The organism is Hypericibacter terrae (genome assembly GCF_008728855.1).
GTDB lineage: Bacteria > Pseudomonadota > Alphaproteobacteria > Dongiales > Dongiaceae > Hypericibacter > Hypericibacter terrae.
The window spans coordinates 3,469,769-3,487,954 of record NZ_CP042906.1 but is presented as its reverse complement, the minus strand read 5'-3'; the positions used below and the strand labels follow the sequence as shown (position 1 = coordinate 3,487,954).

Annotated in this window: 17 protein-coding genes; 10 read left to right on the top strand and 7 right to left on the bottom strand. The window is 66.3% G+C overall.

The annotated features are described in order from the left end of the window. Positions 1 to 34 precede the first annotated feature (34 nt). A complete protein-coding gene (locus FRZ44_RS15920) occupies positions 35 to 1,291 on the top strand; it encodes an MFS transporter (protein WP_151178114.1) in 1,257 nt (418 codons plus the stop codon). A 12-nt stretch (positions 1,292 to 1,303) separates the two neighbouring features. Here FRZ44_RS15920 and FRZ44_RS15915 read toward each other — a convergent pair whose 3' ends face one another. Beyond that, positions 1,304 to 1,966 carry a VIT family protein gene (locus FRZ44_RS15915; protein ID WP_151178113.1) on the bottom strand — a complete coding sequence of 221 codons (663 nt, stop codon included), beginning with the start codon at positions 1,964 to 1,966 and terminating at the stop codon, positions 1,304 to 1,306. Positions 1,967 to 2,280: 314 nt separating this feature from the next. Between FRZ44_RS15915 and FRZ44_RS15910 the strand changes: the two genes are divergently transcribed. Then, positions 2,281 to 2,586, top strand: a complete 306-nt coding sequence (locus tag FRZ44_RS15910; protein ID WP_151178112.1) for a hypothetical protein — start codon at positions 2,281 to 2,283, stop codon at positions 2,584 to 2,586. 15 nt (positions 2,587 to 2,601) lie between these two features. Here FRZ44_RS15910 and FRZ44_RS15905 read toward each other — a convergent pair whose 3' ends face one another. Next, positions 2,602 to 2,949 (bottom strand): carboxymuconolactone decarboxylase family protein, encoded by a 348-nt coding sequence (locus FRZ44_RS15905; RefSeq protein WP_456077616.1) that lies wholly within the window; start codon positions 2,947 to 2,949, stop codon positions 2,602 to 2,604. A gap of 234 nt (positions 2,950 to 3,183) precedes the next feature. Here FRZ44_RS15905 and betA point away from each other — a divergent pair, with 234 nt between their 5' ends. The 4 genes from betA to FRZ44_RS15885 all read left to right on the top strand — a co-directional run bounded on the left by betA (position 3,184) and on the right by FRZ44_RS15885 (position 7,556). After that, complete coding sequence (gene betA, locus FRZ44_RS15900) at positions 3,184 to 4,845, top strand: choline dehydrogenase (protein ID WP_151178111.1); 1,662 nt, start codon at positions 3,184 to 3,186, stop codon at positions 4,843 to 4,845. Between the two features lie 143 nt (positions 4,846 to 4,988). Then, positions 4,989 to 6,014 (top strand): NAD(P)H-dependent flavin oxidoreductase, encoded by a 1,026-nt coding sequence (locus FRZ44_RS15895; protein WP_151178110.1) that lies wholly within the window; start codon positions 4,989 to 4,991, stop codon positions 6,012 to 6,014. Then, a complete protein-coding gene (locus FRZ44_RS15890) occupies positions 6,011 to 6,613 on the top strand; it encodes a 5-formyltetrahydrofolate cyclo-ligase (protein WP_151178109.1) in 603 nt (200 codons plus the stop codon). Before FRZ44_RS15895 ends, FRZ44_RS15890 begins: the two co-directional genes overlap by 4 nt. Before the next feature lie 70 nt (positions 6,614 to 6,683). Beyond that, a complete protein-coding gene (locus FRZ44_RS15885; RefSeq protein WP_151178108.1) occupies positions 6,684 to 7,556 on the top strand; it encodes a pirin family protein in 873 nt (290 codons plus the stop codon). A 1-nt stretch (position 7,557) separates the two neighbouring features. Here the strand turns inward: FRZ44_RS15885 and betI are convergent, their stop codons facing one another. The 5 genes from betI to FRZ44_RS15860 form a co-directional block, all read right to left on the bottom strand. Next, the gene (gene betI, locus FRZ44_RS15880; RefSeq protein ID WP_151178107.1) at positions 7,558 to 8,157 is read right to left on the bottom strand and encodes a transcriptional regulator BetI; all 600 of its coding nucleotides are present in this window, start codon (positions 8,155 to 8,157) and stop codon (positions 7,558 to 7,560) included. 205 nt (positions 8,158 to 8,362) lie between these two features. Then, positions 8,363 to 9,856, bottom strand: a complete 1,494-nt coding sequence (locus FRZ44_RS15875) for a nuclear transport factor 2 family protein (protein ID WP_151178106.1) — start codon at positions 9,854 to 9,856, stop codon at positions 8,363 to 8,365. Between the two features lie 26 nt (positions 9,857 to 9,882). Continuing rightward, entirely contained in the window at positions 9,883 to 10,281 is a 399-nt protein-coding gene (locus tag FRZ44_RS15870) for a nuclear transport factor 2 family protein (protein ID WP_151178105.1), read from the bottom strand. A gap of 94 nt (positions 10,282 to 10,375) precedes the next feature. Then, entirely contained in the window at positions 10,376 to 11,482 is a 1,107-nt protein-coding gene (locus FRZ44_RS27320; RefSeq protein ID WP_225308288.1) for a response regulator transcription factor, read from the bottom strand. A 127-nt stretch (positions 11,483 to 11,609) separates the two neighbouring features. Beyond that, positions 11,610 to 12,473: an SMP-30/gluconolactonase/LRE family protein gene (locus FRZ44_RS15860; protein ID WP_151178104.1), complete on the bottom strand. Its 864-nt coding sequence runs from the start codon at positions 12,471 to 12,473 to the stop codon at positions 11,610 to 11,612. Positions 12,474 to 12,535: 62 nt separating this feature from the next. On the opposite strand from FRZ44_RS15860, the gene FRZ44_RS15855 reads away from it, so the two are divergent. The 4 genes from FRZ44_RS15855 to FRZ44_RS15840 all read left to right on the top strand — a co-directional run bounded on the left by FRZ44_RS15855 (position 12,536) and on the right by FRZ44_RS15840 (position 17,975). Next, positions 12,536 to 13,453: a DMT family transporter gene (locus FRZ44_RS15855; RefSeq protein ID WP_191908123.1), complete on the top strand. Its 918-nt coding sequence runs from the start codon at positions 12,536 to 12,538 to the stop codon at positions 13,451 to 13,453. Positions 13,454 to 13,763: 310 nt separating this feature from the next. Next, positions 13,764 to 14,741 carry an ABC transporter substrate-binding protein gene (locus FRZ44_RS15850; protein WP_151178102.1) on the top strand — a complete coding sequence of 326 codons (978 nt, stop codon included), beginning with the start codon at positions 13,764 to 13,766 and terminating at the stop codon, positions 14,739 to 14,741. Positions 14,742 to 14,817: 76 nt separating this feature from the next. Beyond that, complete coding sequence (locus FRZ44_RS15845) at positions 14,818 to 15,864, top strand: quaternary amine ABC transporter ATP-binding protein (RefSeq protein ID WP_151178101.1); 1,047 nt, start codon at positions 14,818 to 14,820, stop codon at positions 15,862 to 15,864. Further along, entirely contained in the window at positions 15,861 to 17,975 is a 2,115-nt protein-coding gene (locus FRZ44_RS15840; RefSeq protein ID WP_151178100.1) for an ABC transporter permease, read from the top strand. The genes FRZ44_RS15845 and FRZ44_RS15840 overlap by 4 nt, the downstream gene beginning before the upstream one ends. The last annotated feature ends 211 nt before the right edge of the window (positions 17,976 to 18,186 follow it).

The window sequence follows — 18,186 nt, the reverse complement described above, 5'->3', positions numbered from 1 at the left end:
CCTGTAATTCCCGTTCAAGTCCGGTCCTCCCCTCATGTTCACCGCCGTCCGTTCCGTCTTCTCGCTCCTGTTCGGGGCGGCCATCATGATCATTGGCAACGGCCTGATGTTCATCCTGCTGCCGATCCGGCTGGGCGTCGAGGGGGTGCCGGCCGAGACCTCCGGCCTCGTCATGTCCTGCTACTACGCGGGCTTCGTCGCCGGCAGCCTCTGGGGCCGCGATCTCATCGGGCGCGTCGGCCATATCCGCGCCTTCGCCGCCTTCGCGGCCCTGGTCTGCGCCGTGACTCTCCTCTACGCGCTCTGGTTCCAGCCCTATGCCTGGGCGATCCTACGCGGAGTCAACGGCTTCTGCATGGCGGGCCTCTTCGCCGTGATCGAGAGCTGGCTCAACGAGCGCTCCAGCAATACGACGCGCGGCCAGATTCTCTCCCTCTACATGGTGACCTCATACGCCGCCTCGAGCGTCGGGCAGTTCCTGGTCAATCTGAGCGACGTGCACTCGCTGACCCTCTATTGTGTCGCGGCGCTGCTGCTCTCGATCTCGTTGGTGCCGGTCGTGCTGACACACGTTCAGGGCCCCGATCTGCGGGAGGTCGCGCCGCTGAAGCTGGCCGAGCTCTATCGCATCTCGCCCCTGGGCGTGGTCGGCTGCGCCGGCGCGGGCATCCTATCCGGCAGCTTCTATGGCATGGGCGTGATCTATGCCCAGGCGACGCATCTCTCCGTGTTCCAGGTCTCGCTCTTTATGGGCATGGCCGTCGTCGGCGGGTTGATCTTCCAATGGCCGATCGGGCGCGCTTCCGACAAGTTCGACCGGCGCACCGTGCTGCTGGTGGTGCTGATCGCCACGACGCTGCTCTTCGTGGTGAACTATTCCTTCAGCCTCGCCGGGCTCGAGGGCAAGGCCGCCGACTGGATCGTGATCGGCCTGCCGCTGCTCTTCGGCGGCGGCATGGCGGTGATCTATCCCCTCGCGATCGCCCATGCCTTCGACTATGTCTCGAAGGAGCGCATGGTCGCGGCTTCGAGCGGGTTGCTGCTCGCTTGGGCCATCGGCGCCACGGCCGGCCCGCTGATCGCGTCGGTGCTGATGGGCCATTTCGGGCCGCAGTCGCTGTTCGCCTATATGGCGCTGATGACGGGCTCGATCGCGCTCTTCACCCATTGGCGCATGACGCGCCGCGCCGCGCTCCCCAGCCGCGATCAGGCGACCTTCGTGCCGGTCACCACGACGTCCTCGGTCGCCGCCACCCTCGATCCGCGCTCGGAGCTGGGACACAAGGTCTGATCAACGGAAGCCTCAGCCGCCGAGCGCGATCGCGACCGCGACCAGCGCCACGCTGAAGAGAGACAGCAGGCCGCCGGCCCACCAGGGATTGACGTCGGTATAATGCGCCCAGCGGAATCCCGCCAGGAACAGCATGCCGATCAGGATGGCGTTGGAGAGGCGGATCGCGACGAAGGGGTCGTCGACGAAGAGGAAGGGCAGTGCCGGCGGCAGGCTCGGACCCGCGACCAGCGCGAAGACGATGAGGGCGCCCATCAGATCGTCGCGCTTGACGCGGGCCCGGAGGCGTCGCCGGCCCTTCATCGTCCGATAGATCCCCTCGGCCAGATGGTCGACGTCCTCCGGCGCGCTGAACTCGCCATAGCGGCGGTCGATCACGCGGCGGATCGCGGCGATCCCCGTCTTGTGATCCTTGGCCTCCTGCATCAGGCGGTGAAAGCGCGAGAGCTGGGCGCGAAGGAACAGGCTGCCCATCACGAACATGGCCGCGTCGATGATGCCCCAGGCGAGATTGCAGCCGATCGCCGCGAGGATGATATGGCGGGCGGTGATGATATCGAGCCCCGCCAGCACGCTGGCGCCCAGCGTGAAGGTCAGCAGCATGATCAGCCCGAAGATGACCTCGCCCAGGCTTTCGCCGGGTTCCAGGTAACGCTCGATGAACTGCTTGAGCAATCCGGATCTCCGAACCCGGCCTCCGTTTCGCCGGTGCGCGTCATGCTAGGGCATCGGCAAGAAGGCCGGAAGGCGGCCGGATTGCCTAGGCCTTCTAGATCGGGTTGTCTTTGATAATGTGATGCTCGGAAAAAGGGCACGGGGCCGACAGATGGCGGGCACATCGACGATGCAGGCACCGCATGCAGTTCATTGAGAAGAGTGTCGCCGGGGTCCGCGCCGCCTTTCTGAAGTTCTGCAGCCGCAACGTGCAATGCACCGAACCTCTTCGACTACACGAGTAGCAGACAGCCATCGAAGGGGAACGTTGGCAAATGGACCAAGCTCTCAAAGCAATAACTATCATCCTGTTTGCGGGTTGTTGGATCGTTGGAGTTATAAGCTGGTTTGTTGCGGTCATATGCATGGCACGTCTGCCATTCAATACTAAAGCTGGCGGATCGAATGGCTGGTTGCGTTACAATCCGCTCAATGTGGTTTTTAACCCGGACAGCCTTACCGATCGCGGATTGATTTTGCGTACGCGGTTATGGAAGGCCCTCTTGGTGTTCGTGGGTTCAATTGCCGCGGGGGGCGCGATAAGGATAATGGCCCATCTGATCACGGCCATCGCCTTCTGACGCGCAGGCTCCCCGTCACCCCGCCGGCTTCAGCGCCGCATAGGCGTCCATCACCCGCGCCGAATAGACCAGGGCCGCGCCGGCATTGATCGCGATCGCGACCCCGAGCGCCTCGGCGATCTCTTCCTTCGTGGCGCCATTCTTGATGGCGGCGTCGGTGTGGGTGACGATGCAGCCGTCGCAGCGCAGCGAGATGGCGACGCCGAGCGCGATCAGCTCGCGGGTCTTGGCGTCGAGATGCCCGGTCTTCTGACCGGCGCCGCTCAACCCCGCATAGCCCCGGAGGGTCTCGGGGCTGAGCTTCGCGATCTCGCCGACATTGGCCTTGAGTTGCTGCTGATAGGCGGTCCAGTCCATCATCATGATGCGAGGCTCCTTTGCGGGCTTCGAGGGCGAGTAGCGCTCCGGCAAGGCTGCGCCGCGAGGCGCCGGTCTGCCTAGAGGGATGCCCCCGCAAATTGACGTTTCCAGCCCCTAATCCGCCGCGCGAAGGCCAGCCCGCAAAGGGTTCGGGCGCTTGGCTGGTCCCCAAGGCACCCTGGACGGGCGATGGGCCCGGACGGTAAGGAAGAGGCCCAGCGGGGGAGGAATTTGCGGATGGCGGACCAGGCGTTCGACTACATCATCATCGGCTCCGGCTCGGCCGGCTCCGTGCTGGCCAACCGGATCTCGGCCCGGCCCGAGAACCGCGTCCTGGTGCTGGAGGCGGGACCGCCGGACAGCTGGTGGAACTGGAAGATCCATATGCCGGCGGCCTTCGCCTATCCGCTGGCCGACGACAAGATCAATTGGTATTACCAGACCGAGCCCGAGCCCGGCATGAACAACCGCGTCATGCTGTGCCCGCGCGGCCGGGTGCTGGGCGGCTCCTCCTCGATCAACGGCATGGTCTATATCCGCGGCCATGCGCGCGACTATGACCGCTGGGCCCAGGGCGGCAATCGCGGCTGGTCCTATTCCGAGGTGCTGCCCTACTTCAAGCGCGCCGAGCATCGCGTCAAAGGCGGCGACGAGTATCACGGCAGCGACGGTCCGCTCTGGGTCTCCTCGCAGGTGACCTTTCCGCCGCTGCTGCAGGCCTGGCTCGAGGCGGCGAAGCAGGCGGGCTATCCGGTCACGCAGGATGTGAACGGCTATCAGCAGGAGGGCCTCGGGCCCTACGAGATGACGACCCGCAAGGGCCGGCGCTGGAGCGCGGGCCGCGCCTATCTCCATCCGGCGATGAAGCGGTCCAACGTCACGGTCCATACCCGCGCGCTCACCTCGCGCATCCTGTTCGAGGGCAAGCGTGCCGTCGGCGTCGAGTATGAAATGGGCGGGCAGGTCCATCGCGCGCGGGCCGAGCGCGAGGTCATCGTCAGCGGCGGCACCATCAACTCGCCGCAGATCCTGATGCTCTCGGGCGTCGGCGATGCCGAGCAGCTCAAATCCTTCGACATCCCGGTGGTGCAGCATCTGCCGGGCGTCGGCCAGAATCTGCAGGACCATATCGAGACCTATGTGCAGATGGAGGCGACCCAGCCGATCACGCTCTATGGGCGCTACAACGCGCTGGGCAAGCTGCGCACCGGCATCGAATGGGCGCTGTTCGGCACCGGCTGGGGAGCCAGCAACCATTTCGAGGCCGGTGGCTTCATCCGCAGCCGCGCCGGTGTCGAGCACCCCGACCTGCAATATCATTTCTTCCCGATGGCGATCTCCTATGACGGCAGCCAGACCCAGGCGGGTCATGGCTTCCAGGCCCATATGGGACCGATGCGCTCGACCAGCCGCGGCTGGGTGAAACTTCGCTCGGCCAATCCACGCGACAAGGTGCGGATCCAGTTCAACTACATGTCGACCGAGCAGGACCGGCAGGAGATGCGCGCCGGCATCCGCCTGACGCGCGAGCTCTTCGCGCAGAAGGCCTTCGACGCCGTCCGGGGCGCCGAGCTGGCGCCGGGTCCCAACGTCAAGACCGATGCCGAGATCGACGCCTTCATCCGCGCCAAGGCCGAGAGCGCCTATCACCCTTCCTGCTCCTGCAAAATGGGTACCGACAGCATGGCGGTGGTCGATCCGGAGCTGAAGGTTCACGGCATGGAAGGCCTGCGCGTGGTCGATGCCTCGATCATGCCGACCGTCGTCAGCGGCAATCTGAACGCGCCGGTCATCATGCTCGCGGAAAAGGCCGCCGACATGATCCTGGGCAACGCGCCGCTGCCGCGCTCCGAAGCGCCGGTCTATATCAATCCCAACTGGGCCGCGAGCCAGCGCTGAAAACCGATGCGGGGCGGGCGGTTCCGCCCGCTTCCCGCAACGGAGCCTTCCGCTTTTTGCAGGGCTGGGCGCCCGGGTTATGCACCAGACTTGCCGGCCTGGATGGTCGTCCAATCTTCCGGACGGCCAAACGGGAGCAAGGCATGGCACAAAATACCGGGCATGGTTTCAAGACCAGGCTCACCGAGAAACTTGGCTGCCGATACCCCATCATCTCGGCCGGCATGGGCGGGCCCGCGCGTTCCGAGCTCGCGGCCGCCGTTTCCGAGGCTGGCGGCTTCGGCCTGCTGGGCATGGTGCGCGAGCCGCCGGCGCTCATCGCCCGCGAGATCGCCGCGGTCCGGACCCGGACCGGCCGGCCCTTCGGTGTCAATGTCATTCCCTTCGCGACCGATCCGAAGCTGCTCGACGAGCAGCTCGAGGTATGTTTCGCCGCCAAGGTGCCGGCGATGTGCTTCCACTGGAACGTGATGCCCGGCATCGTCGCGCGTGCCCGCGAGGCCGACTGCCTGGTGCTGCATCAGGTCGGCAGCGTCGCCGCGGCGATCGAGGCGGAGCGGGCGGGCACCGATGTCATCATCGTGCAGGGCGTGGAGGCCGGCGGCCATGTGCATGGGAAACTGCCGCTCTCGGTGCTGCTGCCCGAAGTCGCGGCGGCGGTGAAGGTCCCGATCGCGGCCTCCGGCGGCATCGTTGCCGGCGCCGATATGCTGGCCGCGATGGCGCTCGGCGCCGATGGCGTCCATTGCGGCACGGTGTTCCTGCCGACTCCGGAATCCTTCGCCCATGACTTCCACAAGCGGCGCATCCTCGATGCCAGGAGCGGCGACACGGTCCATACCGACCTCTTCGCGATCAACTGGCCCCCCAACTCCCCCGTGCGGGTCCTGCGCAACAGCCTGACCGAGGCCGTCGGCCACAAGCTCTGGGGCCATCACCCGGACAAGCTGCCGCGCGAGCCGATCGGCGAGGATGCGGGCGATCCGATCCTCAAATTCAGCACCCATTCGCCCTTGCGCAGCACCACCGGCGATCTCGAGAAGATGCCGCCCTTTGCCGGCGAGGGGGCAGGGCGGATCACCAGGGCTCGGTCCGCGGCGCAGGTGATCGCCGACATGATGGCGGAGGCGGACGCGGCCCTCGACCGGTTGGAGGCGATGCGCGCATGAGCCAGGCCAAGATGAGCTGGGACGAGGTGCGGCCCTGGCGCAAGCTCGAGCGCGAGCGGCTGATCGCTGCAAGGGTCGCGACTGTGCAGGAGATTCGCGCGCGCTGGACCCGCGCCATCATCGAGACGCTGGAGCCGATCCTGCGCGAGAGCGAGGGGCCGATCAGCTTCTATTGGCCGTTCCGCGGCGAACCCGATCTGCGGCCACTGATGCGGACCCTCGATGGCGAGGGCTTCACGCTCGCCTTGCCGGTCGTGGTCGAGCCGAAGACGCCGCTCGTCTTTCGGCCCTGGCGGCCCGGCAGCAAAATGGAGCTCGGCGTCTGGAACATTCCGATCCCGGCGGCAAAGGAAGAAGTCGTGCCGCGCCTGCTGCTGGCGCCCGTGGTGGGCTTCACGCCCGACTTCTATCGGCTGGGCTATGGCGGCGGCTATTTCGACCGCACCCTGGCGAAGCTGGGTGCCGGCCATGCGGCCATCGGGATCGGCTTCGAGATGGGCCGGCTCGAAACCATCCATCCGCAGCCGCATGACATCAAGATGCGCCAGGTCGTGACCGAGAAGGGCGTCGTCGGCGCCAGGCGTCGCCCCGGCGCCTAAAGCCGGTTACCCTCGAGTGCCTTGACCCCGTGTCCGTCCCGTCCGATATCGGCGGCGAAGGAGAACGGGCATGGCGAGACCGACCCCTGAAGCGACGGCCAAAGGCGGGACGACCCATCGGCAGGTGGCGGCGCTCTTTCCTTGCGTGCCGACCACCGACGGCGCCGGGGTCAAGATCAGCCGCATCATCGGCACGCCGCGGCTGGGGCAGATCGATCCGTTCCTGCTGTTCGACCAGTTCGGCTCCGACGATCCGGATGCCTATATCAGCGGCTTCCCCGATCACCCGCATCGCGGCTTCGAGACCGTGACCTACATGCTGGCGGGTCGCATGCGCCACAAAGACAATCATGGCCATGAAGGCGTGCTGGGGCCGGGCGGCGTGCAATGGATGACGGCCGGTCGCGGCATCATCCATTCGGAGATGCCCGAGCAGACCGAGGGGCTGATGCAGGGCTTCCAGCTCTGGGTCAATCTGCCGGCGGCCCTCAAGATGCGCGCGCCGCGCTATCAGGAGTTCGAAGCCGACCAGCTGGCGCTCTCGACGCCGGCTCCCGGCGTGACCGCCAAGGTGATCGCCGGGACGCTCGGCAACCGGCGCGGACCGGTCGAGGGCATCTCGGTCGATCCGCTCTACGCCGATCTGCGCTTCGAGCCGAAGGCCGCCTTCGAGGTGCCGGTCGCGACGGGCCACACGCTGCTGCTGTTCGTCTTCGCGGGCGAGGTGGCGATCGGCGGCGTCACGGTGCCGACGGGCTCACTGGCGGTGATGGGATCGGAAGGGGAGGCGCTGGCGATGACGGCCGGCGCGAAAGGCGCATCGGCGATGTTGCTGGCGGCGGCACCGATCGGCGAGCCGGTGGTGCGTCACGGCCCCTTCGTCATGAACACGCGCGAAGAGATCCAGCAGGCGCTCGAAGACTATTATCTGGGTCGGCTCTAGTTCAGGCCGGCTGCGGTTCGCGGCGCTTGTTCAACTGCAGCTCGAGATAGTCGATCGCGATCAGCATGGCGCGCTCGGTCTCGAGGCCATAGGGCGAGAGCGCCGCACGCAACCAGAGACCCTCGAGCAGCGTGCTCAGGCCTTCGGCCACCCGCACCGCGTCGATCGTCGGCAAGAGCTGCTTCAGTTCGTGACGCAGGCTGGAATCGAGCCGGCAGACGATCGCGCGCTGCACACGGGCGAGGCGCGGCTGCTTGCGGCCTTGGGCCCAGAATGAAAGCCAGGCGGCGACGGCGGCCGGGGTCAACTGCTCGGGTGCCAACCAGGAGCCGATGATCGCCCGCAGCCTGTCGCGTGGATCGGTGGCCTCGCCCAGACGGAGCCGGGTGACCTCGCGCACCTGGCCCCCCAGCGTGCGCAGCGTGGCCTCCAGCAGGTCGTCCTTGTTGACGAAATAATGGTGCACGATGCCGGGCGACATGCCGGCTCTTGCGCTGATGCGCGACACCGTGGTGTCGGCAAGACCGTCCTCGTGAATTGACGCGATCGTCGCTTCAATCAGTTGGCGGCGGCGGATAGGTTCCAGTCCAAGCTTTGGCATTCCAGCAGGTCTCCCCAACTGCTTGGAATGCTATCAGGTTCACCGGACTGGACAATCAACCAACAATAACCGGCTCTGGCGGCCCTTATGCGGACTGGCAAGACCGGCCGGCAAGCCCATTATGGGCCGCCGCTTTCTCGACTCGGGGTGCGAGGCTTCGAAAAAGACGGTGTCAGGGAAATTTACCTTCTTCACCCCACGAATCTCACACGAACGGGAGATCGGTGACAATCGCGCGCGGGCTGCCTAACGGGTGGTGTACCCTGACCGGGTCCCCGACGGCGAGGGAAGCGTCGACCAAGGCGATGCCGATGCTGCGGTCCAGCGCCCAGGAATGGACCGCCCAGCGCACCTCGCCGGGGCGGCCCCGTTCGTCCTCCAGCGGCCAATACCATTCGAGTCTCGGCAGGTCGCCCTCGATGAAAAGCCCGACCGTCTTGCGCTTCGGACCCTCCGCGGCGACCCGGGCGAGCGCCTCGCGCCCGACGAAATCGCCCTTGTCGAGATCGACCAGCCGGCCATGTCCCGCCTCGTAGGGGTTCATCCCGGAATTGCTGTGATAGGCGGTGTCGGTCACGCCCTTCTCGACCGCGCGGTCCACGATGGGGCCGACCACCATCATCTCGTAGGGCCGCCCGGCTTCGCGGATGGCATGCCAGAGATCCATGGCGCGCGCGCTCGAGAGCGGGAAGACCTCGTAGCCCGGGCCGCCGCTCCATCCGGTGCGTGAGACCACGGCCTCGATGCCGGCGACACGGGTCGTCACGCATTTGTAGAATCCGATCTGCTCGATCGAGGCTTCGACGAGGGGACGCAGGACCTCGATCGCATGCGGTCCCTGGATCTGGAGCGGTGCCACGTCGGGCTCGCGCACCTCGACCCGATAGCGACCCTGGAGCGCGATGCCGCGCGCCCAGAGCGTCAGATCGGCATCGCCATGCGAGAGCCAGATCAGATCCTTCTTCGGATGCAGCAGCACGGGATCGCAGATGATCTGCCCGTCGGGGTCGCAGGCGACCGTATAGCGGCAATCGCCGGGCTTGAGCTTGGCGAGATCGCGCGTGGTCAGGAAGTTCGCGAAAGCGACGGCATCGGGGCCGGCGATCTCGGTCTGCCGTTCGCAGCCGACGTCCCAGAGCGTGACGCGCTCGGTCAGGGCCGCATATTCCTCGGCCGGCGAATGGTGATAGACCAGCGGAAAATAGACATGGTTGTAGATCATGAACTCCGAGACGCCGGCCTCCACGCTGCCCTCCCAATAGGGCGAGCGGCGGGTGATCGGATAGATCCGGCTGCGTTCGCGGGGCTTGAGCGGCTTGGTGTCGAAATACTCCGTCCAGCGCGCCACTTTGCCGTTCTTCATCGCGGCCACGGCCACGAACTTGAAATCCAGCCGGCCCGGCGTGCCATCCACATGCGGCGAGATGCCGACATGCTCGGCGTAGAAATAGCCTTCGGCAAAGCCCGTCGAGCCCTGCTCGGCGATGTGGTCGATCACCACCTCGATGTTTCGCAAGCCGCGGATGGCGGTGCGGGTCTCGCGCATGATCTGGGCGCGGCCGTGATGGCGCGTGTCGTTGAGGGGCAGGTCGAACACGGCATCCTCGGCGAACAGGGCCTCCATCTCGTCGGGCGCGCGACGGGCGAAAGCGCTGCAATAGAGCTCGATGGCCTGGCGGGGCGTGAAGGTGCTCGGCATGGGATGACTCCTGTCGAACGAAGAGGTCAGCGCGTCGGGGCGAAGATCGGCCCGTCGCTCCAGAGTCGGTAGGGCCGCGCGTCGAGATAGACGGAGAGCCGCGTGATGGCGCCGTCGCGGGCTTGCATGACCAGCGCCGCCGGCATCTCGACCGGGTCGCGATCGCGGTGGAGCTTGGCCTTGAGGCGGCCTTCGGCGATGGTGGCACCCGGTCCGGACTGCGCGGTCTCGATTTCGAAGGCGCAACGCTCGGCGAGCGCGAAGATGTGCGCCAGGCCGGCCCTGATCTCGCGCCGTCCGAACAGCCTTTGCCCCAGCAGCGGCATCTCATAGACGGCACCATCGGCGAAGAGTGCCGACGCCATCTCCGCGTCCTTGGCGGCGAAGGCATCGATATAGGCTTGAAGCGATGGTGCGACGGTCATTCGATCGTTCTCCCCAACGGCGGCGGTTCCAGGCTCGCCGATCCACGCGTCCAGGCCAATGGACCCGAACGGGCCAAGCGAAGCGGCGGGGGCGTCAGCGCTGCCCGAAAAGATAGGATACGAAGTTCAGGAACAGTTCGCGCTCGGTCGTGATGTCGAGCTTGTGATAGAGGCGTTTCTTGTGATTCTTGATCGTGTTCAGGCTGAGGCCCAGCCGTTCGGCGACCTTGAGTGTCGGAAAGCCCAGCAGCATCAACCCCACGATATCGCGCTCGCGCGGCGTCAGCCGGTCCTCGAGGAAGCGCACCGTCGCCTGGCCGTAGTCGAGCGGCGGCAGGCCGTCATTCGCTGTTTCGAGCAGCAGCAGGCGGCCGTTGGGTGCGAGTGCAAAACCTGCGTCCAGCGGTTCCGCGTGAAGCACCAGCCCCGGGGCGAGCTCGAGGCTGACGGGGGCCTCGCCGTCCAGGGCGTTCAGCTTCGCGAGGGCGCCGGGATTATCGATCAAGGCGCGCTGCCAGCTCTTGCTTTCGAAGATGCCCTGGCCCCGGTGATCGACGATCCGGATCGGCTTGTCGGGCGAGCGTTCGAGACTGGCGAGCTTCGCCAGCATCAGGCGCTCATGAGCGGTCTGGAGGCCTTCGAGCAGGGGGTAGATCTGCCGCAGCCTCGTGACCTCGCGGCGGCGGAACACCGTCTTGCGCTCATAGGCGAGGCCGATGCTGGTGCCCGCCGGCCCCGGAAACAGCACCACCAGATCGTCCGCCATGCCGGTCAGGGCGAGGAAGACGTTGAAGTAGTCACCGGAACGCTCTTCCGGCGTGGTCACGTCGGCGAGCGTATAGACGCCGCGCGGCTCGCCGCTCCGGCAAAGGCGATAGACGGGATCCACGCGATAGAGGCCGCCGCGATAAAGCTCGATATGCTCGGGCTCCAGATCGTCCTGCACCACATAGTCGGGCGCGCTGTGCCGCGAGTAGCGCATGACCATGGCGAGATCGGCGCCCAGCGTCGCCGCCACGGTCCGCATCAATGTCGGATAGAAATCCGCGGTGGCGATGCTGGAGGCGACGCCGCCCAGGGCGGCCGGGTCCCATCCTCCGATCGACACCGCGCCCGCGCGCTGCGCGGGCTTTCGCGCATGGCCCTGGGGAGGGCGGGGCGCGGCGATCTTGCGTCGGGTCCTGGCACGGGTTCTGGCCATCGGGCGCTCGTGCCCGCGATTGTCGGCGATAGTCCGGCGAGGGTCCATAGCGAGACCGGCTCGGAAACCTTCGGCCGGTGCCTTCAGGCACCAGGATGGCGATTGGACAAGGGCGCCGAAAATCGGTTCACTGCCGCCCATGCGGGGGCAGGACCATCGGATTGTCGAGCCGGTAAACGAGGCCGGGATAGGGCGCCGTCCAGGAATCGGTGACGGCGGTGACGAACAGGCTGCTCTCGTCGGGCCCGAAGCCCACATTGGTCACGTCGCGATCCGGAATCTCGATCGCCCGGATGAACGCGCCGTCCGGAGCGCAGACGAGAATGCGCGCGGCGCCGAACTGGCAGATATAGAACCGGCCCGAACGATCGATCTTCATGCCGTCACCGCCGGTATAGCCATTGGCGAAGGCCGGTTCGGGCAGCAGGTCTGGCAGCGACAGAAAGCGTCGCGCGGGCCCCAGGCTGCTGTCCGGCCAGCGCTCGAAGACCAGCAGCTCCTTCGCGAGATGGGCGCTGACAAAGAGGCGGCGGCCATCGGGCGAGAGCGCCAGGCCGTTGGCAAACTGGATGTCGCTTGCCACGCAGCGCAGGCGGCCGTCGCGCGCGCGATGGAACACGCGGCCCGTCCTGGGTGCCGTCACGTCGAAGGCGCCCGATCCGGTGAAATAGAACCCGCCTTCGCCATCGCTCGTGAAGTCGTTCGGGCCCCCGAAGCCCTGGTCCCCGGGACCCGGCTCGACGCGCTCGAGGCACTGCCCGTCGAGGCTGATGCGCTCAAGCCGGTCGCCGCTGAAACAGGCGACCCAGAGGCCGCCCTCGGCCGCGGGAATGAGCGAGCAGGGGCCGCTGCCGGCTCGATGCCAGACCGGACGGTTCTGCGCGCCGTCCCAGCACATGACGCGATCTTCGGAATATTCGACGTAATAGAGCCGGCCCTGATGCCAGAGCGGCCCTTCGGGATAGAAGGATCGGGGATTGATCGGCTGCATCGATGCAGTCTAGCCGGTCGGGATCGCGCCGGGTCAACTCTCGGGCCGCGGGCGTGAGCCGGATGGGACCGACGCGCGAATCGCTTCTGGCCGCGCTGGCCGTGACCGTCGCCGGCTGCGTCTGGGGGGCGCTCTGGATTCCGTTGCGCCATCTGGAAAGCACAGGCCTCGTCGGCCCCTGGGCCACCATCGGCGGGGAGGTGGCCGCGACCCTCGTCATGCTGCCGCTGGCGCTCCGGCGCTGGCGCCGCTGGAAGGCCATCGGTCCCCTGTTCCTGATGGGGCTGTTCGGAGGCGCCGCCTTCGTCCTCTACAACAATGCCATCCTCACGACCGACGTCATCCACGCCATGCTGCTGTTCTATCTGACGCCGATCTGGAGCACGCTGCTGGCGCGCCTGTTCCTGGGCCAGCCCATCACGCCGGTCCGGATCGTCACCATCCTGCTGGGCTTCGGCGGGCTCGCGATCGTGCTCGGTGCCAAAGGTTGGCTGCCGATCCCGAGCCGGCTGGGCGATTGGATGGCGCTGGCGTCCGGCATCCTCTGGGCCTTCTCGCTGGTGGTGATCCGCAAGCGCGGCGACATCGCGCCATACGAGTCATCGTTGTCATTCTTCGTGGTCGGGCTGCTCGCCTCGGTCCTGGTGCCGCTCGCCGTCATGCCGGAGACGCTGTTCGAGAACCTGCCGCGTCTCGACGATTTCGCGCGATTCCTGCCCTGGTTGATTCTGCTGGGTCCGCTGCTCTGGGTGCCGACACAGCTTCTCCTGATGTGGGGCACGAAGCGGCTCGATCCCGGCCGGGTCGGCATTCTTCTGATGGGCGAGGCGCTGGTGGGCGCCGCCACCGCGGCATTCCTCACCGATGAACCTTTCGGCTGGCGCGAAATGGTGGGCGGCACGCTGATCATCGGTGCGGGACTGATCGACACCCTGATGCCGGGGCCTGACGGAAAAGTCATTCAAACAGCCTCGGCGTGAGGTTGCTTGCACCGGTGGATTGGGCGTTGAATCGACCCTCCCGGCCGGGCTGAAAGTGCGGACAGACGGGGCCGGAGCCATCGATGCTGGCCGAAGGGTCAAGATCGCGGGCGATCCCCGTCGATGGCCGCTGGACATGAAAAAAGCCATTGATTTGCCATGGGCTTGCTTGCGGGCGGTCTGGCTCCGCGTATAGAGTCCCGAGGCTGGTTCCGCCGAGTTCCGGCCGGTGGCGTTACCCTCGACGGTGGCGCCCGCAAGCACCAAAAACCAACACAATCACGGCAAGACGCTGGGAGGCATACCGAAGATGTATCGCAGGTTTACGACCCGGATTCTGGGCGCGGCCGCGCTCATGGCCGGCCTGATGGCGGGCGCTCCGGCGCACGCCGCTGTCCCTGAGAGCAAGGACACCATCAAGCTCGCCATCAATGAATGGACCGGGCAGCACATCACGACCTACGTGGCTGGCGAAGTGCTGAAGCGGATGGGCTACAACGTCGAATACACGGTCGCCGGCTATCTGCCGCAGTTCGAAGCCATTCAGGACGGCACCGTCACCGCCAGCCTCGAAATCTGGTCGAACAATGTCGGCGATGCCTACAAGGCCGCCAGCGCAACCGGCAAGGTCGAGGATCTCGGCAAGCTCGGCCTGGTGGCCGGCGAGGGCTGGTATTACCCGACCTATGTCGAGGAGAAATGCCCCGGCCTGCCGGATTGGCATGCTTTCGCGAAATGCGCCGAGCTGTTCTCGACGCCCGAGACCTTCCCCGAAGGCCGGTTGCTCGACTATCCGCTCGATTGGGGTGCCCGCAACGTCGACATCATCAAGGCGTTGAAGCTGCCCTACCAGTCGGTGCCGGGTGGCAGCGAGGGCGCGATGGTGGCGGAGTTGAAGGCGGCCTACGCGAAGAAAGAGCCGATCGTCGTGATGTTCTGGACCCCGCACTGGATCTTCGCCGAGATGGATCTGCACAAGGTCGATCTGCCGCCCTACAGCGACGCCTGCATGAACGATCCCAAGGCGGGTCCCAACCCGGACGTGACCGGCGACTGCTTTGTCGACATTCCGATCACCTTCAAGGTGGCTTGGTCGGGCATGAAGGACAAATGGCCCGCGGCCTATAAATTCCTCAAGTCCTTCACCTTCTCGGCCGACGACCAGATCCCGCTGATCCACAAAATCGACGCGGAGGGCCAGGATCTCGAGACGGTGGTCAAGGCATGGGTCGATCAGAACGAAGCCAAGTGGAAGCCGCAGATGGATGCGGCGATGGCCGGCAGCTGATCGCGACGGACGCCGGAGAGGCCGGACCCCGAGGGTCCGGCCTCTTGTTTTTCCTTAGAGCCGGAAGCCCGTGAGCATGGCGCGTGAGGTGAAACTTTCCTGCCGTAACCTGTGGAAGGTCTATGGCGCGAATGCGGATGGTTTCTTTCCCGGCCGTGACGGGAAGGTCGCCGACGCTGCGGCCCAGGCCCGCAAGATCCGCGAGAGCGGCCATGTGGTCGCCGTCGGCGACGCCTCCTTCGATGTCCATCAGGGCGAGATCTTCATCATCATGGGGCTCTCGGGCTCCGGCAAATCGACCATCGTGCGCTGCCTCTCGCGGCTGGTGGAGCCGACCGCGGGCGAAGTGGTCTTCAACGGCGCCGACCTGCTCAAGGCCTCGCGCGAGCAGCTGACCGATATCCGGCGCCACAAGATGGGTATGGTGTTCCAGAATTTCGGGCTCATGCCGCATCTGAGCGTGATCGACAATGTCGCCTTTCCGCTGAAGGTCCAGGGCATGACGCCCCAGGCCCGGCTGCAGCGCGCGGGCGAAATGCTGGAGCTGGTGGGCCTCAAGGGCCGCGAGCGCAGCTATCCCAGTCAGCTCTCCGGCGGCCAGCAGCAGCGCGTCGGGATCGCCCGCAGCCTCGCGGTCGAGCCGGAGCTCTGGTTCCTCGACGAGCCCTTCTCGGCGCTCGATCCTCTGATCCGGCGCCAGATGCAGGACGAGTTCCTGCGGCTGCAGAAGCTGCTGCACAAGACCATCGTCTTCATCACCCACGACTTCCTCGAAGCCCTGCGTCTGGGTGACCGGATCGCCATCATGAAGGATGGCGCGGTGGTGCAGATCGGCACACCGTCGGAGGTGGTGACGCATCCGGCCGACGCCTATGTCGCCGAGTTCACCCGCGATGTGCCGCGGGTCAAGGTCATCACTGCGCGCGATGTCATGCTGCCGATGGAATCGAAGATCGTGATCGGCGGCAGCGTGCCGATGCATCTTTCGCTGGAGATGGTGATCCCGCGCTTCGAAAGCTCGGTCGAGGCCCTGGCCTGCACCGACGAGAGCGGCGCCGTCTGCGGCCATATCACGGCCCAGGGCGTGCTCGCGGCCCTGGCGGAGGGGGCGGCCCCGCGATGACGGCTGTCGCTGGCACCGGCGGCCTGCCTGCCGCGGCGGCGAAGCGCATCGACGGGTGGGCGCTGGTCTGGGCGGGCGTCTTCGTCTTCTGTCTCGTCTGCTTCCTGCTCCGCAGCCAGTTCCCCTGGCTGGTGGCCTATCCTAAGGAGTGGGTGCCGCCGATCGACACCGTGCTGAATGACGGCATGCGCGCCGTCGTCGACTGGTTCAAGTTCATCTTTCGCGCCCTTTCCTGGCTGCTCGAGTTCCCGATGCTGTGGCTGCGCGGCCTGCTCCATTGGCTGCCCTGGCCCGCGGTCGTGCTCAGCGCGACCGCCATGGCGCATGCCGCCGGCGGGCGTCGGCTCGCCTGGTTCACGGCCCTGTCGTTGCTCTACATGGTGGTCACCGGCTATTGGGACGAGAGCATGGTGACGCTGGCGCTGGTCGGCATCGCCGTGCCGCTTTCGGCCGTGGCCGGCCTCTTCCTCGGCCTCTGGGGCGCCCATTCGGCGCGGGTGCGGCGCGTGCTCGAGCCGGTTCTCGACGTGATGCAGACTGTCCCGACCTTCTCCTACCTGACCCCGCTCATCCTGTTCCTCGGCTATGGGCCGGTGGTGGGTCTGGTGGCGAGCGTCATCTTCGCCGTTCCGCCGATGGTGCGAAACGTGATGATCAGCGTCGCCAATGTGGCGCCCAACATCACCGAGGCGGGGCAGATGGCCGGCTGCAGCAACCGCCAGCTCACCTGGTGGGTGCAGGTGCCGGCCGCCATGCCGGGCATCATGCTGGGCCTCAATCAATGCATCATGGCGGCTTTGAGCATGGTCATCATCGCGGCCACCATCGGCGGCTTCGCCGATATCGGCTGGGAAGTGATCTCGACCCTGCGCAAGGCGGAATTCGGGCAGAGCCTGCTGGCCGGCATCGTCATCGCGCTGCTGGCGATGATGCTCGACCGCATCGGCCATGGCTTCAGCCGGCGTGCCGGCGAGACCAAATTGCCCGTTGAGGGGCCGATCTGGCGCCGCCATCCCTATATCACCTTCGCGCTGGCCGCCCTGGTCGCGAGCCTGCTGCTGCAGCTCGTCATCCCGGCCTTCAACGACTGGCCCGAGGGCTGGGTCATCCGCCCGGCCAAGCCGCTCAACGAGATGGTCGACTGGATCGTGGTCAATCTCGGCGGCGCGCTCGACGCCATCAAGAACGCCGCGCTGTTCTTCTACATGCTGCCGCTGCGCATCGGACTGGTGAATTCGGTCCGGGCGAACTATTGGGGCTTCGACATGTCCCCGACCGTGGCCGCGGTCTTTGTCGCGATCCTGGCGGCGATCGGCGCGCTTGCCTGGCGGCAATGGGGCTGGCGCGGGCTGGTGCCGGTCGTGATCATGGGCGGCCTCTATTACTACGGCACCAGCGGCACGCCCTGGCCGGCCTTCATGGCGGTCGTCATCGCGCTCTCCGTGGGTGCCGGCGGCTGGCGGCTCGGCGTCTTCGCCTTCTTCTCGATGGGCTTCATGTTGCTCGGCGGCGCCTGGCTGCCGGCGATGTGGAGCATCTATCTGATGATCGGCAGCGTCGCGCTCTCCTTCATGATCGGGACGGCGCTCGGCATCTGGGCCGCCTCCAACGACCGCGTCTCCGCGGTGCTGCGGCCGATCAACGACACGCTTCAGACCATGCCGCAGTTTGTCTATCTCATCCCGATCATCATGCTGTTCAAGATCGGCGATTTCTCGGCGCTGCTCGCGATCATGTCCTATGCGATCGTGCCGGCCGTCCGCTATACCGAGCATGGCCTGCGCAGCGTGCCCGGCCATGTGATCGAGGCGGCGCATATGATCGGCTGCACCGAGCGCCAGATCCTCTGGCAGGTGCGCCTTCCGATCGCGCTGCCGCAGATCATGCTGGGCCTCAACCAGACCATCATGCTGGGCATCACCATGCTGGTGATCGCAGCCCTGGTCGGCACGCGCGATCTGGGGCAGATGGTGTTCGGCTCGATGACCTCGGCGAATTTCGGCATGGGCGTGATCGCCGGCGGCTCGATCGCCCTGATGGCGATGCTGTCGGACCGCGTCTTCCAGGCGCTCAGCGCCAAGCAGGCCCGCCGGCTCGGCGTGACGCTCTGAGCGCCGGCCGCCGGCCCGTTGCCGCCAACCCTCTCGCTTGCGATTGTGCTGGGACACTCCTGCAAGCTTGATCGAAACCTGCCGCTCCGACGCAAATCCATGACGCGGATAGGGGATTTCGCTGGCCGGGAGGCTTGCTAGCTTCCTGGAATGGACCGTTCGGTCAACCCAAAGGCCCAGGCTGCAGGGTTATGATCGATCGGGTTCATCC

Bases quoted from the DNA above. Each gene is read 5' to 3' on its own strand.
- FRZ44_RS15910 (WP_151178112.1), top strand. From the start codon at position 2,281: ATGGACCAAGCTCTCAAAGCAATAACTATCATCCTGTTTGCGGGTTGT.
- FRZ44_RS15850 (WP_151178102.1), top strand. From the start codon at position 13,764: ATGTATCGCAGGTTTACGACCCGGATTCTGGGCGCGGCCGCGCTCATG.
- betI (WP_151178107.1), bottom strand. From the start codon at position 8,157: ATGCCAAAGCTTGGACTGGAACCTATCCGCCGCCGCCAACTGATTGAA.
- FRZ44_RS15870 (WP_151178105.1), bottom strand. From the start codon at position 10,281: ATGACCGTCGCACCATCGCTTCAAGCCTATATCGATGCCTTCGCCGCC.
- FRZ44_RS15920 (WP_151178114.1), top strand. From the start codon at position 35: ATGTTCACCGCCGTCCGTTCCGTCTTCTCGCTCCTGTTCGGGGCGGCC.
- FRZ44_RS15885 (WP_151178108.1), top strand. From the start codon at position 6,684: ATGGCGAGACCGACCCCTGAAGCGACGGCCAAAGGCGGGACGACCCAT.
- FRZ44_RS15890 (WP_151178109.1), top strand. From the start codon at position 6,011: ATGAGCCAGGCCAAGATGAGCTGGGACGAGGTGCGGCCCTGGCGCAAG.
- FRZ44_RS15855 (WP_191908123.1), top strand. From the start codon at position 12,536: ATGGGACCGACGCGCGAATCGCTTCTGGCCGCGCTGGCCGTGACCGTC.
- betA (WP_151178111.1), top strand. From the start codon at position 3,184: ATGGCGGACCAGGCGTTCGACTACATCATCATCGGCTCCGGCTCGGCC.
- FRZ44_RS15875 (WP_151178106.1), bottom strand. From the start codon at position 9,856: ATGCCGAGCACCTTCACGCCCCGCCAGGCCATCGAGCTCTATTGCAGC.
- FRZ44_RS15845 (WP_151178101.1), top strand. From the start codon at position 14,818: ATGGCGCGTGAGGTGAAACTTTCCTGCCGTAACCTGTGGAAGGTCTAT.
- FRZ44_RS15905 (WP_456077616.1), bottom strand. From the start codon at position 2,949: ATGATGATGGACTGGACCGCCTATCAGCAGCAACTCAAGGCCAATGTC.
- FRZ44_RS15840 (WP_151178100.1), top strand. From the start codon at position 15,861: ATGACGGCTGTCGCTGGCACCGGCGGCCTGCCTGCCGCGGCGGCGAAG.
- FRZ44_RS15895 (WP_151178110.1), top strand. From the start codon at position 4,989: ATGGCACAAAATACCGGGCATGGTTTCAAGACCAGGCTCACCGAGAAA.
- FRZ44_RS27320 (WP_225308288.1), bottom strand. From the start codon at position 11,482: ATGGCCAGAACCCGTGCCAGGACCCGACGCAAGATCGCCGCGCCCCGC.
- FRZ44_RS15860 (WP_151178104.1), bottom strand. From the start codon at position 12,473: ATGCAGCCGATCAATCCCCGATCCTTCTATCCCGAAGGGCCGCTCTGG.